The sequence below is a fragment of the Pandoraea sp. genome, from assembly GCF_004297875.1.
In the GTDB taxonomy this organism is placed as follows: Bacteria; Pseudomonadota; Gammaproteobacteria; order Burkholderiales; family Burkholderiaceae; genus Pandoraea.
The window spans coordinates 1-14749 of the sequence record NZ_SCSK01000051.1 but is presented as its reverse complement, the minus strand read 5'-3'; the positions used below and the strand labels follow the sequence as shown (position 1 = coordinate 14749).

At 65.4% G+C, this 14749-nt stretch carries 15 protein-coding genes; 8 read left to right on the top strand and 7 right to left on the bottom strand.

Translation table 11 applies throughout. From position 1 onward, the window contains the following. Positions 1–3: 3 nt before the first annotated feature. The 5 genes from EPN80_RS15685 (at position 4) to EPN80_RS15665 (ending at position 4064) form a co-directional block, all read left to right on the top strand. A complete protein-coding gene (locus EPN80_RS15685; RefSeq protein ID WP_293029386.1) occupies positions 4–945 on the top strand; it encodes a type II secretion system F family protein in 942 nt (313 codons plus the stop codon). Further along, on the top strand, positions 942–1823 hold the full coding sequence (locus EPN80_RS15680; RefSeq protein ID WP_293029241.1) for a tetratricopeptide repeat protein: 882 nt from the start codon (positions 942–944) through the stop codon (positions 1821–1823). The genes EPN80_RS15685 and EPN80_RS15680 overlap by 4 nt, the downstream gene beginning before the upstream one ends. 38 nt (positions 1824–1861) lie before the next feature. Continuing rightward, positions 1862–2293, top strand: coding sequence for a TadE/TadG family type IV pilus assembly protein (locus EPN80_RS15675; protein WP_293029384.1), 432 nt, complete (start codon positions 1862–1864; stop codon positions 2291–2293). A gap of 9 nt (positions 2294–2302) precedes the next feature. Next, positions 2303–3367 (top strand): TadG family pilus assembly protein, encoded by a 1065-nt coding sequence (locus EPN80_RS15670; protein ID WP_293029238.1) that lies wholly within the window; start codon positions 2303–2305, stop codon positions 3365–3367. A gap of 67 nt (positions 3368–3434) precedes the next feature. Next, positions 3435–4064, top strand: a complete 630-nt coding sequence (locus EPN80_RS15665) for a class I SAM-dependent methyltransferase (protein ID WP_293029236.1) — start codon at positions 3435–3437, stop codon at positions 4062–4064. A gap of 40 nt (positions 4065–4104) precedes the next feature. Here EPN80_RS15665 and EPN80_RS15660 read toward each other — a convergent pair whose 3' ends face one another. After that, on the bottom strand, positions 4105–4419 hold the full coding sequence (locus EPN80_RS15660) for a hypothetical protein (RefSeq protein ID WP_047213556.1): 315 nt from the start codon (positions 4417–4419) through the stop codon (positions 4105–4107). A 208-nt stretch (positions 4420–4627) separates the two neighbouring features. Here EPN80_RS15660 and wrbA point away from each other — a divergent pair, with 208 nt between their 5' ends. Continuing rightward, positions 4628–5230 (top strand): NAD(P)H:quinone oxidoreductase, encoded by a 603-nt coding sequence (wrbA, locus tag EPN80_RS15655; RefSeq protein WP_293029230.1) that lies wholly within the window; start codon positions 4628–4630, stop codon positions 5228–5230. A gap of 10 nt (positions 5231–5240) precedes the next feature. Here wrbA and EPN80_RS15650 read toward each other — a convergent pair whose 3' ends face one another. The 4 genes from EPN80_RS15650 to EPN80_RS15635 all read right to left on the bottom strand — a co-directional run bounded on the left by EPN80_RS15650 (position 5241) and on the right by EPN80_RS15635 (position 10862). After that, positions 5241–5705, bottom strand: a complete 465-nt coding sequence (locus EPN80_RS15650; RefSeq protein WP_293029228.1) for a GNAT family N-acetyltransferase — start codon at positions 5703–5705, stop codon at positions 5241–5243. Between the two features lie 25 nt (positions 5706–5730). Further along, positions 5731–8418, bottom strand: a complete 2688-nt coding sequence (locus EPN80_RS15645; RefSeq protein WP_293029225.1) for a transglycosylase domain-containing protein — start codon at positions 8416–8418, stop codon at positions 5731–5733. An 88-nt stretch (positions 8419–8506) separates the two neighbouring features. Continuing rightward, positions 8507–9301 carry a sulfite exporter TauE/SafE family protein gene (locus EPN80_RS15640; protein WP_293029223.1) on the bottom strand — a complete coding sequence of 265 codons (795 nt, stop codon included), beginning with the start codon at positions 9299–9301 and terminating at the stop codon, positions 8507–8509. Between the two features lie 262 nt (positions 9302–9563). Continuing rightward, positions 9564–10862, bottom strand: coding sequence for an NRAMP family divalent metal transporter (locus EPN80_RS15635; protein WP_293029220.1), 1299 nt, complete (start codon positions 10860–10862; stop codon positions 9564–9566). 385 nt (positions 10863–11247) lie between these two features. On the opposite strand from EPN80_RS15635, the gene EPN80_RS15630 reads away from it, so the two are divergent. Next, entirely contained in the window at positions 11248–11559 is a 312-nt protein-coding gene (locus EPN80_RS15630; RefSeq protein ID WP_293029217.1) for a high-potential iron-sulfur protein, read from the top strand. A gap of 47 nt (positions 11560–11606) precedes the next feature. On the opposite strand, the gene EPN80_RS15625 is transcribed toward EPN80_RS15630, so the two are convergent. Both EPN80_RS15625 and EPN80_RS15620 read right to left on the bottom strand, forming a co-directional pair. Continuing rightward, positions 11607–13067, bottom strand: coding sequence for an MFS transporter (locus EPN80_RS15625; protein ID WP_293029214.1), 1461 nt, complete (start codon positions 13065–13067; stop codon positions 11607–11609). A gap of 41 nt (positions 13068–13108) precedes the next feature. After that, the gene (locus EPN80_RS15620) at positions 13109–13735 is read right to left on the bottom strand and encodes a TetR/AcrR family transcriptional regulator (protein WP_293029211.1); all 627 of its coding nucleotides are present in this window, start codon (positions 13733–13735) and stop codon (positions 13109–13111) included. Between the two features lie 222 nt (positions 13736–13957). On the opposite strand from EPN80_RS15620, the gene EPN80_RS15615 reads away from it, so the two are divergent. Beyond that, positions 13958–14596: a glutathione S-transferase family protein gene (locus EPN80_RS15615; protein ID WP_293029208.1), complete on the top strand. Its 639-nt coding sequence runs from the start codon at positions 13958–13960 to the stop codon at positions 14594–14596. The last annotated feature ends 153 nt before the right edge of the window (positions 14597–14749 follow it).

The window sequence follows — 14749 nt, the reverse complement described above, 5'->3', positions numbered from 1 at the left end:
TCAATCTCGCCCGAACTCGCGCGCAAGCTGCTATTGCTGATCCTGCTGATCGTCGGCATTGGCCTGGTACTGCGCTGGCCAGGCAGCCGCCGCCGTCGCATCGCGCAGCGCGCCCGCCACGCCGTCACGCGGGTCGACGCCAGTCAGCAGGCCGAGGTGCCACTGCGCCCGGAGAATGTTCGGCAAGCGTTCGCACAGCGCTTCGCGCTGCTTGGCGAGCAGGTACCGATGCTCGACGCGATGCAGCGCACCCAATTGGCCCAGAAGCTCACGCGCGCGGGCTTTCGCGACCGGCGCGCAGTCTCGATACTGGTCGGCTGCAAGCTGTCGGCCGGCGCGCTGCTGGGACTCGGCGGGATCGCTCTGGGGCCGCACCTGCCGGTGTTCGGCAAGTACTTCATCTTCCGTGCGTTGCTGCTGCTTGCCGCCTTCATGGTCGGCATGATGATTCCCGAGATCGTGTTGAACTCGCGCACCAAGCGGCGCCAGCGCGTGATCAGCTCGGCACTGCCCGACGCGCTCGATCTGCTGGTGATCTGCACCAACGCCGGCAACAGTCTGGTGGTCGGCCTCAAGCGCGTGGCGCGCGAGCTGAAAAACATTTGTCCGCCGCTTTCGGACGAAATCGCAGTGACCGCGGACGAGCTGCAGATCGGCGGCGATAGCGCGGTGGCGCTGCGCAACATGGCCGAGCGCATCGGCTTGCCGTCGGTGCGCGGGCTGGTCTCGACCCTGATCCAGTCGCAGCGCTACGGCACGCCGATCACGCAATCGCTGCGCCAGCTGTCGCGCACCGAGCGCATGGCGCAAATGACCGCGCTCGAGGAAAAGGCCGCCAAGCTGGCGACCAAGATCACCCTGCCGATGATGTTTTTCATTCTCCCGACGGTCGGCCTGATTTCCGCCGGCCCCGCGGTGATCCGCTTGATCGAGGTATTCAAATGAATCGTTACGCCGCGCGCGCCCGCGCACTCCTGTTGATGCCGCTGGCGGTCGCCTTGCTGGCGGCCTGTGCCGGCCCGCGCCTGGATGTCAAGCCCGTAAGCGCACAGAACGGGGCTGACCGCACCACCGACCTGCGCCTGGCCGACAGTGCGCTGGCGGCCGACGACGTACCGCTGTCGACCTCGCTTTACGAGAAAGCGCTCCAGGCCGATCCGAATTCGCTGGCCGCGGGGCTGGGCCTGGCCGATGCCAAATACGCGGCCGGCGATCTCGAGCAGGCCCGCGTGTTATATCAGCGCGCCGCCAGGCAGGCACCGAAGGCTTTTGCACCCCAGCTCGGGCTGGCTCGCGTGGCGCTGCGCCAGCGCGATCTGGCCGACGCCGAGCGCCGGTACCGCGATCTGGTAGTACATCACCCCGACAGTCCGTTGGCGGTCGAAGGGCTGGGTACCGTGCTCGATCTTGAGGGACGTCACGCCCAGGCGCAGAAAGTCTACCGCGTCGGGCTGCAGACGTGGCCGTATATCAAAGGCCTGCGCGTCGACCTCGGCCTATCGCTGATTCTCGATAACCAGCCGCGCGCCGGCGCGAACGTGCTGCTCGATATCGCCGGCCTGTCCGATGCGCCGCGCCAGGCGCGCCAGAATCTCGCGCTGGCCTATGGACTGCTGGGCAATGACGATGCGGCGCGGCGCATCCTGCTGGTCGATCTGCCGGCATCCTCGGTCGACGATAACGTGCGCTTCTACCACCGCGTGCGTGAAGCGCTGGCCTCGCGCGCGGCGAACCACGCCGATGGCGCCGCACCGGGTGCGCACCCGGTGCCCACCGCGGCGTCGGAGACGCACCCGCTGGCTGCGGCGGAGTCAGTGCAATGAAGCGCGCCGCCGACTCGGTGTCGCATCGCCGCGCGCGCATGGCGCGTGATGGCGGCACGCTCGTTGGCAACGAACGCGGCGTGGTCGCGCTCGAATTCGTGCTGGTCTTTCCGTTTTTGATGATGGTGCTGTTCGGCATCATCGACACCAGCCTGTTGCTGTGCGACAAGGCTGTGCTGATCAATGCCAGCCGGGAGGCGGCCCGCGCCGGCGTGGTGGTGCGCGTGCCGCAGTTGTCGCCCGCGCAAATCACCACCGTGGCGCAAAACTATATGCAAAACCGCCTGCTCACCGGCGGCACCGCGACCACGCCAACCGTGACGGTCAATCAATCGTCGGGGACCTCCTCCGGCAATCCGTTGACCGTCACCGTCACCTACACCTATCAGGGCCTGGTGCTGGGATCGGCATTCAGCGCGTTGACCGGGCCGGTCACGCTGACGGCCAGCACCGTCATGAATTACGAATAGGACCGCACCATGCGCTCCCCTCGTGCATTGCGTCACATCGCGCGCGGCTCGGCCGGACGCCGGCAACAGGGTTCGGTGGTGCTGTTCTTTTTGCTGTTTCTCACCGCCCTGCTCTCATTCGGCGCGTTTGCGATCAATGTCGCGCACATCGATGTGGTCAGAAACGAAATGCAGAATGCCGCTGACGCCGCCGCACTGGCTGGCGCGGGCGCCCTGCTGGGCAGCGCGGCCGGCCCTACCTGGACAACCGGGCAAAGCGCCGCACTCAGCGCGATTCCATTGAATGCCTCGGATGGCCAGGCGCTCTCGAGCGGCACGGTGCAAACCGGCTACTGGAACCTGACCGGCAACCCGTCGACCCTGGAAGCGCAAACCATGACGCCCGGCCCGTACGACGTGCCGGCCGTGCAGGTTACCGTCAATCGCGATACCGGCGTGAACGGCGGCCCGGTGGCGATGGTGCTGGGCAAACTGCTGAATCTGCTCTCGGTGCCGATCGGCGCGACCGCGGTGGCGGTCGTCGCGGCGCCCGGCACCGTCGGTGCCGGCGGGCTTTTTCCGGTCGCGCTGGATCGGTGCATTTTCGACCAGTACTGGAATTCGTCGACCAACCAGCCGCGCCTCGATCCCTCCACCGGACAACCCTACGAGTTCCAGATCACCAATGGATACGCGTATGGCAGCAGCGACGATGGCAGCGACTGTTCGGCCGGTCAGTGGACTTCGTTCCTGGTCAATGCCGACAACGTGCCGACCATCCGGGACTTGATGGCCAACGGCAACCCGTCGCCGCTGAGTATCGGCGACAGCATCTGGATCGAGCCGGGCGCGAAAACCACGCTCTACAGCTCAGTGCCGGTCGGCACCACGGTGGTGATACCCGTGGCCACACAGATCAGCGCCAAAAGCTACGTCACGATCGTCGCGTTCGCCGCGTTCCATATCGATGCATCCGTCGGCGGCAGCGGCAAATACATCCAGGGTCATTTCGTCAGCGACTACCAGATCCCGTCGTCGGCCTCCGGCAACGGTCCCAACTACGGCGCCTACGTCGCACCGCGCCTGGCGCTATAGGCCACCGGCAAAGTTTGGGCGCCGGCGGTATCATGCGCACACCCCCCGAACCTCGGAGCCGCATGAGATGAACGACGAAGCAAAATGGAGCGCCCGCTACCGCGAGGCTGGCGACGAGTACCTGTTCGGCACCGAACCGAACCGCTTTCTGGCGCAGCATCAGGCGCTGTTCAAGCCCGGCCAGACGGCGCTGTCGGTTGCCGACGGCGAAGGCAGGAATTCGATATGGCTGGCCGGGCAAGGACTCGTCGTGACCGCCAGCGAGGTCTCCGAGGTGGCTATCGCCAAGGCCAGGAAGCTGGCCGAAGCACGGCGCAGCCAGGTTTCATTCACGCACGGCGACATGCTGTCCGAGCAGTGGCCGCCGCGGGAATTTCTCGACGCGTTCGACTGGGTCATCGCGATTTTCATTCAGTTTGCCGACCCTCGCCAGCGGATCAAGCAATTTGCGTCGATGCAGGCAGCGACCCGCCCGGGCGGTCGCATCCTGCTGCAGGGCTATACGCCGCAGCAGCTCCAATACGGCACCGGCGGGCCATCGTCGCTCGAGCACCTGTACACGCAGGAGCTCCTGCGTGAAGCATTTGCGGGATGGGATATCGAGGAACTCGTCGAATACGAGGACGATCTTTCCGAGGGCACGCGCCACGGCGGGCGCTCGGCGCTGATCGGCATGGTCGCGCGCAAGCCCGTCTGAACCATCCGAGCCGGGGGTCGGGCGGCCAGCGCCCGGGCCCCTAGCGCCGCCGCAAGCGACGGTACAACAACAGCGCCGCGCACGCGAGCACGGCCACATACAGGCTGTCGCTGATCAGCCATCCCCACCGATACCACCAGGCCGACGAGGCGTTATCGCCCAGCACGACGGCACTGGCCCCGGCAAAGCTGAACAGCCAGGTCGAGGCGACGCCGAAGAACGCGAACAAACCGAACGAGCGCCATTGCGCCGCCCGCGTCCGGGCCCGGCGGTAGGCCAGAAACCAGGCAAGGCTGACCACGCTGCACCCCGCCGACAATTGCCGGGCCACCATCACCGAATCCACATTGATCATCGTTCATTTCCCCTGTCGCGCGGACCCAAGCCCGCTGCGCCGCCGGCGCAGTTTTTCGTGCGCCCGCATTGTACCGCCGAAGCCGCGACGCAGCGCCAGCCGCGCGAGCGCTTTTTCCCCCGGCGGCAACCGGCGGTGCTATTGTGAAAAGCAGTGCCTCCGGCACACTCGCAAGCTCCTTCGCAAGTCCTTCATCTCTGGAGAAATCATGGCGAAAGTTCTCGTGCTCTATTACTCGATGTACGGCCACGTCGAAACCATGGCCGATGCCGTTGCCGAAGGCGCCCGCTCGGTCGCCGGTACCGACGTAACGCTCAAGCGCGTGCCGGAAACCATCCCGGCGGAGCAGGCAGCCGCCAGCGGCGTCAAGCTCGATCAGAAGGCGCCCGTGGCCAGCCCTGGCGAGCTGGGTGACTATGACGCGATCATCTTCGGCACGCCGACCCGCTTCGGCAACATGGCGGGACAGATGCGAACCTTCCTCGATCAAACCGGCGGCCTGTGGATGAAAGGCGCCTTGGTCGGCAAGATCGGCAGCGTGTTTGCCTCGACCGGCACCCAGCACGGCGGCCAGGAAACCACTATCACGTCGTTCCACAACACACTTTTACACCACGGCATGGTGATCGTCGGCGTGCCCTACGCGTGCACCGGCCTGACCAAAATGGATGAAATCACCGGCGGCGGCCCCTATGGCGCGACCACCTTAGCCGGTGCCGACGGCCGCCGCCAGCCGTCGCAAAACGAACTGGAAATCGCCCGTTACCAGGGCAGGCACGTCGCCGAATTGGCTGCGAAGCTGGCCGGTTAGGCAAGCTTGCCTATAGCGTTATCCGGTAGACGACGAAACCGCTTTTCTCGGCGACGGCGTCGTACAGTTTCATCGCCGTCGCATTGGTTTCGTGAGTTTGCCAATACAGGCGCGCCGCGCCGGCCTGGCGGGCGCAGCGCGCCGCCTGCTCGATCAGCGCACGGCCGACGCCTTGCCCGCGCGCGGCTTCGACGGTGAAAAGATCCTGCAAATAACAGGTTGGCCCCAGCTGCGTCGTGCTGCGGTGAAACAGGTAATGCGCCAGTCCGACGAGCTGGCCATCGGCACCCTCGGCCACCAGCGCATGCACCGGTTCGCCGGCATCGAAAAATCGCCGCCACGTGGTTTGCGTGATTTCATCAGGCAGCGCGGTGCTGCCGGCACGGCCGTAGAACGCGTTATACCCGTCCCACAGCGGCTTCCAGCCAGTGAAATCGCCCTCTGCGATCGGGCGGATACGAATGGCAGCGTGCATCGTCGACTCCTTTGGCGAGTGAACTTCACTGACTCGGCTGCGACGCCGGCGCCTGTCTCAGGGGGCGGACCGTGATATCGCTGCCGGACGTCACCGGATCCACTGGCAACGAGACGATCGGCGCTGGCCCATTGCCATGTCGTGACGACGGAGCCGGCGCGGGCATGGGGGTCGACGGCTCGACCGGCGGCCCGGCGGGGGCGAGGCCCTCCTGCCGCTGGGTGTTCGACCGCACGGCGGGCGAGGTCTCGGACGGGGCCTGGGGCGGCGTGATCGGTGGCGTGATCGGCGGATTAACCGGCTGCGTGGGCGGATAGGCCACGCCCGACAATTGGGCCGGGGCCTCGATCGCCGGCGCGGACGACGCAGGTTCGGTGATTGGCGATGCGCCCGAGGCGGCACCGGGCGACTCCAGCGATTGCGGCGTCGCCACGGTACTCGCGGGCTCCGGCATCGGCGGCATGGGCGATGACGGCGGCGCGCGATGAGGCGCAGGATGCTGCGGCGCATGCGCCGCCGGCTTGGGCGCGTGGCCGAACAGGTATTGCATCCAGGCGCGGAATTTGGTGGAGAAGGTTTGCCGCCAGGTTTGCCGCCAATTCGGCGCCTGTATTTCGGCGAAGTGCGCGTGTGCATCGATCAGGCGCGCATGCAGCGCGCCCTGGAAGAACTCCCCGACGATCGGCAATGCGCTGTGCGCGCCCTGCCCCCAGTAGTTGCTGCGCAGTGTGATGCGGCTGTCGTTGAAGCCGACCCAGGCACCGGCCACCAGCTGCGGCGACATCAAAATGAACCAGCCATCGGCGTTGTCCTGCGTGGTGCCGGTCTTGCCGGCGACGTCTGCGCGAATGCCGTAGCGGGAGCGAATCGCCGCGCCGGTGCCATGGTCGACCACGGCGCGCATCGCGTCGATCAGGTCTGCCGTGGCCTGGGCGGATAACGCGCGCTCGGGGCGGGCCGGGCGGAATTGCGCCAGTACCTTGCCATCGCGGCTCTCGATGCTGGTCACCATCATCGGCGCGATATAGCTGCCGCCGTCGGCGATCGTACCGTACGCGGTGACCATCTCCTTGAGCGTGACCGGGCTGGTGCCCAGCGCCAGCGACGGCACCGGGTCGAGCTTGCTGCTGCGCACACCCATCGCCCGCGCGAGGCTGGCGACCTTGTCCGGCCCCACCTTCATGATGAGTTGCGCGGCAATCGTATTGATCGAATTCGCCAGCGCGTCGCGCAGCGTCATCGGGCGATCGGTCGCGGCCTCGTCGTCCTTTGGCTTCCATACGCCGCCGCCGGGCAATGGAATGTCCTGCACCTTGTCGACCAGCTTATCGTCCGGCTTGGCGCCATCCTCGAACGCCGCGCCGTACACAAACGCCTTGAAGGTCGAGCCGGGCTGGCGCCGCGCCTGCGAGACGTGGTCGAACGCATCCTGGCTGTAGTCGCGGCTGCCGACCCATGCCTTGATCTCGCCGTTGTCCGGATCGATCGCCAAAAAGCCGGCCTGCACCCGGGTTTTGTCCTCGCGCAACCCCCGCATGAAGGCCCGATCGGACATCAGTTGCTTCATGGCCTGCTTGTCGGTCAGCCCGGTATCGCGCGCCGCGCGGTAGTCGGCGCTCTCGCGCACGAAGCTCTCCACCAGCGCGCGGTGACCGGCCCAGCCGGAGCGCTCGCCCCAGGCGGCGTTGGCCACCCCCTGCAATAGATTGCCCTGGCGCGCCACCGCCTGATTGGCCAGCGCCTGCAGGCGCGAATCGATGGTGGTGCGCACCACCAGGCCGTCGGTATAGATGTTGTAACCGTTGCGATCGGCCCAGCCGATCAGCCATTTGCGCAACTGCTGGGCGAAATGCGGCGCCGGCCCCGGCGACTCGGTCAGATGCTGAAAGTCGACTCGTAGCGGCTGGCGCTTGAGCGTGTCGAACTGGGCCTGTGACAGGTGCCCATACTTGACCATCTGGGCCAGCACGATATTGCGCCGTTGCAGCGCGCGTTCCGGGTTGAGTACCGGGTTGTAGTAGCTGTTGCCCTTGAGCATGCCGACCAGCGTCGCGCTCTCGAGAATGTTGAGCTCGTCGGCCGATTTGTCGAAATACGTGCGCGCAGCCATCTCGATGCCGTAGGCGTCGTACAGGAACGGCACGGTGTTCAGATACGTCTCGAGGATCTGCTTCTTGGTGTAGACCGATTCGATCTTGTAGGCGGTGATGGCCTCCTTGATCTTGCGCGTGAGTGTTGGCGCGCGGCCGATCTGATCGGGATAGAGATTGCGGGCGAGTTGCTGGGTGATGGTCGAACCACCCTGGCGATCGCCGGTGAGCGTATGCAGTGCGGCCGACAGCGTGCGGCGCCAATCGATCGCGCCGTGCTGATAGAAACGATGATCCTCGGTGCTGATCAGGGCGTCCACCACGTGCGGGGAAACGTCCGACAGCGGCACCCACTCGCGGTTGCCGGGCTTGAACTCGGCCAGCAGCTTGCCGTCGGCCGAGTACACCTGCGCCGGCAACTCGAGGCGAGCCTTGCGAATGTCACCGATGCTCGGCGTGAAGGGAATCAAAAACAGCACATACAACATGACGCCGGCGAGCACCGCGCACAGCGCCAGCCCCACGCCATGCCAGGTCGGATGCCGCAGGCGCCGCAGGCGTGCGGCTGCCACGGGTTTGAATTCGCTCGCCCATTGGGCCAGACGCTCGACAAGTGCAGACACAGACCAGGGCTTCACGCTGAATTATTGTCGTCGGAAAAGCCTGAATGCTACCAAAACTCAGTCATGCGCGACGAGACTGCCGGCGCTATCACAATACCCCCGACTTGCGAACCATCTGCACGGCCGCGCCCAGCACGAACAGCAGCACAAGAACGCGGAAAGCCAGGGGCGGCAGCTTGTCGCGCAGCGGGCGCGCCAGCACGATGCCCGCGATCACCGGGATACTTGCGGCGGCCGAGACCAGCAGGTCGAGTCCGCTCGCATGCATGCCGTGCCCGAGCACGACGACCAGCGTGACGATCGACACCACCAGAATAATGGCGATGCGTTTGGTGAATGCCTTGCCGGTGGCCCCCGTGGCGATCAGGTACATTGCCAGCAATGGCCCCGGCACAGACGCCATGCTCTCCATCATCGCGGCCCCGAAGCCCAGCACGAAGCCGGCAGGCTTTTCCAGCGCGGGCGGAAATTTGAGCCTGGGAGAAACGAGCATCAACAGCGCGGCAAAAATCAGCACGAAACCGGATACTGCCAGCGCGTGGCGCGGCGCGAGCGAAATCAGCACCGTCACGCCAAAGATGCTGCCCAGCACGGTTCCGATCAGCGGCGCGGCTATCTCGCGCGTGGTCTGCCAGGTCTTGCCGCCCTCGAGGGCTTGCGGAATATTGCCTAGAATGATCGGCATCGACAGCAGCAGCACCGACTGCTTGACCGGCAGGAACAGGGTAAGAATCGGCATCGCCACCAGTGGGACGCCAATACTGACGACGCCCTTGACCATGCCGCCGATGAGCAGCGCGGCCACAATGCCGAGAAGTGCATTCAGATGCAATGCCTGCAGGCTGGCGCTTAACGCGCCCTCAGAGAAATAGCCGTGAACCATCGGGGAATCCGCGAATTGTCGTTGTATTGTGTGCCTTGGCAGGACTGGCCCACCCGTTCGGCGAACGCTGCCGGACACGCCATCGATGCGCTTGCCGGGGCCGGCCCGGCATCGAGGCCCGACGGGTCACCGCGCCAAGGGTCCGAGGCGGCCGAATGCCGATGCGAGAGCCGCATGATACCGCGCCTGGGAAATTTCCGGGAAAGCGCCGGTCCGGGCAACACCTGTCGAGACCCCGGGAGCTGTCCCTCGAGCAGGACGATCAATGAAGCGCGAACATCCCCACGGCGGCCACCCCCATGACAGCGACCGTCATCCAGCCCAGCAGGCGCAACGGGCCGCTGGCGGTGAACGCTCCCATCACGGCACGCTTGGAAACCAGCAGAAGGATGACCACCAGAAGCGGCACAGCCACCACGCCGTTGATCACGGCGCTCCAGAACAGCGCCTTCATCGGGCTGATCGGCGAATACTGAATCCCCAGCCCCGCCAGCACACTGACGCCGATGATTGCATAGAAGCCGCGCGCATCGCGCCATTTGCGCTCGAGCCCCTCGTGCCAGCCCATCGCTTCGGCCAGCGCATACGCGCCCGAGGCGGCCAGCACCGGCACGCCGATCAAACCCACGCCGAGCACGCCCAGGGCAAACAGCCCATAAGCGAATTCGCCGGCCAGCGGGCGCAACGCACTGGCCGCACGCGCGGCCGAGTCGATATCGGTGACGCCGGCTGCGTGCAGGGTCACCGCCGTGGCGAGAATGATGAAATACGCGGTCAGATCCGAATAGAACATGCCGCTCCAGGTATCCCAGCGAATTCGCCCCAGCTCGGCCTCGGCCGCCCCGGCATCGCTCACCAGCGGTGCGCCGCCGCGCATGCGCATCTCCTCGACTTCCTCCGAGGCCTGCCAGAAAAACAGATACGGACTGATAGTGGTGCCGAATACGCCGACGACCACGGCCGCGGCATCGGCGTTGAGCGTCAGGCGCGGCCAGACCGTGCGCAGCGCGACTTGCCCCCATGGCACATGAACCGTGAACAGGACCGCGGCGTAGGCGAGCAGCGCCGCGCTCAACCATTTGAGAAAGCTTACATAGCGGTGGTAGGGGATGAACACCTGCAGCAGCAGCGTGCCCAGCACAAAGCACGCCGTCATCAGATGCCGGTCGATGCCGCAGACCAGCTCGGCGACCTCGCCCATCGCGGCCACGTCGGCCGAGATATTCAGCACGTTGGCGATCAGCAACGAAAACACCACGCCATACACGACGGGCCGCGGGAACGCCGCCTTGATGTTGGCTGACAGCCCGCGGCCGGTGACCCGTCCGATATCCGCGCACATCAACTGCACCGCGGCCATCAGCGGAAACGCCAGCGGCATGGTCCACAGCATGTTCAGGCCGAATTGGGCGCCGGCCTGCGAATAGGTCGCGATGCCGCTGGGGTCATCGTCGGCCACGCCGGTGATCAGGCCCGGGCCGACGCGCGCGAGCGGATGCTCCTTGAGGCGGGCGCGCAGCACCTGCCAAACATTGCGTCGCAGCGGCGTGCCAGCCTCCATGATGCCACCTAGCCCAGCGGGCGCGAGATCGCGGCAGCATGGCGCGGCCGCGTCGCGCCATTGTCGATCGGCCGCGGCGCGCGCGCCTTGACCAACGTCAAGGCACGAAGCTCGCGCCGGCAAGCCATACTCAAAAAAGCCACAGCGCGGATGCGTGCGCGCTTATGCCGGCCATAAGCGCGTTCGCCGCTTGCCGGAAAATGGCGAAACGCCTAGACTGCATGGGCGCAATTTGAAGTCCGACCCGCACGCGGGCGGCCGGCCAGCCGGCAGTTCGCGCGCGCGTTGGCGCATCACCCTGGCAGCCCTGTGCAACGCGGCGTGCCGCTGCTGGCCGTGGTCTTGCGCGACCCTCGGTCCAGTCCAACAAAATAAGGAGCCCACAATGCAAACTACCCGCCGTCAGTTCATGATCGTCGCTGCATCACTCGCCTCGTCCACCGTGTTGCTTTCCAAGGAATCGCAAGCTGCTGAAGTGCTCTCCGAAAGCGATCCGACCGCGCAAACGCTCGGCTACAAAGCGGACGCGACCAAGGTCGACAAAGCCAAATTCCCGAAATACCAGGCCGGCGAGGTCTGCGACAATTGCTCGCTGTACCAGGGCAAAGCGGGTGCGGCCAACGGCCCTTGCCCGATCTACGCCGGCAAGCTGGTAGCCGCCAAGGGCTGGTGCAACGCCTACGTCAAGAAGGCCTGAGTCCCACGCCTTGAGCGGCGCCGCGTCAGACGCGCGGCGCCGCGTTGTCATTGCGCCCCGGCACGCTGGCCCGCCAGCGCATGTTGCCTGACCAGCACGAACGCAAGCAGCGTACACGCCGCGAACAGCACCACCACGATCCCCATGCCGGCCTGGAAGGCGCGAGCGTAAACCAGGGCTCCGGCGCCATGCGAGAGCGCCGAGAAAAAAACGCCACCGATGGCGGTCGCGCCAAACGCCGAGCCGATCTGCAGCATCGACGTCACCACGCCCGACGCCAACCCGGCCCTGGCCGGCTCGATCTCGCCGATCACCACACGCACGACCGACGGCAACACCAGTCCATGTCCGACACCAGCCACGAGCAGGCCAAGATAAAACACCAGTGATGGGGTCGTGCGATACCACAGCATGCCGATGGCGAACGCGAAACCGGTGGCAAGCAGGCCAAACCCGATCGTCAGGACATGATGCCCGGCGTGCCGTACGATCCTCGGCGAATTCAAAGGTCCGATGATGGAGCCAACACCGAACGGGAAAATGGCCAGTCCCGCGACAAGCGGCGACCAATGCAGGCCGTCCTGCAAATAGACGCCGTACGTCAGGAAAAACGCACTGTCACAATAAAAGCAAAATGCCAGCACCAGGCCCAGCGAAAACACCGGATTGCGAAACATGCCCAGATCGACCAGCGGATCCCCGCCTTGTCGCTTGAGTTTTGCCTCGACCCAGACGAACACGGCGAACGCCGGCACGCTCGCGGCGAAAGCGACGAGCGTCCAGGCCGGCCAACCAGCCTCGCGTCCCGCGGTTAGCGGATAGATCACCAGCGCCAGCGACAGCAACAAAAAGAACAGACCGCCAAGGTCGAGGCGCGCGCCGTGGTCCGGCCGGTTTTCCGGAACCACGCGCCATGCGCCAAGCAGCGCCAGCAGGCCGACCGGCACGTTGATCAGAAAAATCGATTGCCAGCCCAACCCAAACGGGCGCAGCGTGATCAGCGCGCCGCCGCCGATCTGCCCCACCACGGAAGCAAAGCCGAAGACGAAGCCATACAGGCTCATGACCCTGGTTTGCTGGGCTTTCGGAAATACTGCCCGAATCGTAGCCAGAATCTGCGGCACCATCACCGCGGCCGAGCCGCCCTGCAGAATGCGTCCGGCCACCAGTACGGCACCGTTCGGCGCGCACGCACACAACAGCGAGGCCGCCACGAAGCCGGCCATGCCGGTCATGAACATGCGCTTGCGGCCAAACTGATCACCCAGCCGGCCGCCGGTGACCAGCAATACAGCAAACGCCGAGGTGTACAGCGACACAATCATTTGCAGTTGCGCGGCGCTGGCATGCAAGCCCCCCTGAATTGCCGGCAGGGCCAGATTGACGATGAAATAATCGAGCGGCGACAGAAACGCGCCGGTGAGCAGCACCACCAGCGCCAGTGCGCCCGGCGCCGGGGACGCCTCGGGACAACTGGCGGGTGCCGCAATCATGGGGTTTGATTTCATGACTGTTTAGTCAAAAATTAGTTAAAAAAACAGGCGCTGCGCTATTCGAGTGCGCGCAACGCCACGTCGACGACCGCGGTCAACTGCGCCTCGTCGTGCCCCACCTTGCCCAGCACGCGCAGGCCTTGCGTGACGCACAGCAAAAACTCGCCGACGGCATTTTCGTCGAGCGTCGAGTCGAATACGCCGGCAGCCTGACCGCGAATCACCGCCGCTGCCAGCAAGGTCGAGATGCGGCGCATGACCGACGTGATGCGAGCCGCCACCGTATCGTCGCCCGGCTGCATTTCCATCGCCGCGTTGGTGATGAAGCAGCCTCGCAGGCCGGTCAGCGTCGAGACCACGCGCGTGTGGTGCAGCAAGGCATTGCGCAAGGCTTCGCGCGGCGGGATCTGCTCGTTCAGGCGCTCGGCAAGTTGGGCAAGCGCGCCCTCCGCGTAACGGTCGAGCGCCGCCAGCAGCATGCCGTGCTTGTCGCCGAATGCGCCATACAGGCTGCCACGCAACAAGCCGGTCGCCTCGCACAGCGTGTCGAGCGACGCCGCGTGATAGCCGTGCTCCCAAAACACCTCGGCGGCAGCCTCGGAGACCGCGCTGGCATCGAACTCGCGCGGGCGGCCTCGCGCCGCGCCGTGCGCACGGCGTTTGGGACTGGAAGATTGAGTCATGCGCAAAATATTATGACTGAATAGTCAAAATATCAAGCCCTCCTTTCACCGAACCGTTCGCACCACCACGTTGATTTCCTACGTGTTCTCGTGTCGGAGTGCCGATCGAAATTACGTACACTGTTCATCGTCCCTTCGGCGGCGGCTTGCCCAGGCGACCGGGCGAAGGCGAATGATCGCAGTTTGTCGGTTTTTCATCACAATCCGGACGGAGCGTTCTCAATGAATCAGGATCGCCATATCACGCTGTTCCATGCGCCCAACAGCCGCTCGGCCGGCGCGCGCATTCTTGTCGAGGAATTGCAGGCCGAGCACGACCTGCATGTGCTCAACCTCAAAACCCGGCAACAGCGCGAGCCTGCCTACCTCGCCATCAACCCGATGGGCAAAGTGCCGGCGCTGCGCCACGGCCAGACCTTCGTCAGCGAGCAGGCCGCCGTTTATATGTATCTGGCCGAGCTGTACCCGGAGCGCGGCTTGTCGCCCGCTCCCGGTGACCCGCTGCGCGGCGCCTACCTGCGCTGGATGGTGTTTTATGGTTCGTGCTTCGAGCCGGCCATCGTCGACCGGGCGATGAACCGCGACGCGGGCAACGAATCGACCTCGCCTTACGGCAGCTATGAAGCCGTCGTCAATGCCGTCGAACAGCAACTTCAGCCCGGTCCGTGGCTGCTCGGCGAGCGCTTCACCGCCGCCGACGCGCTGTGGGGCAGCGCGCTGGGCTGGGTCACCGGTTTCAAACTGATGCCGGCAAGCCCGGCGGTGCTCGCCTACCTGGAGCGCTTCCAGGCCCGGCCGGCGGTGCGGCGCGCGCAAGCACTGGACGCCGAACTGGCCAATAGCCTGGACAGCCAGGCTTGATAGGCTTGATGGGCTCGTCGGCGACGCGGCGCCCTAGCAGGCTGTTGAAAAGCGCCCCGTCATGACGACCGAAGCTACGTTCAGGAACTTGCGCGTGCAATTTCCCGCTGAATTACCGGTTTGCCGCGCGATCCGCGCGGTGCATGCGCAGGC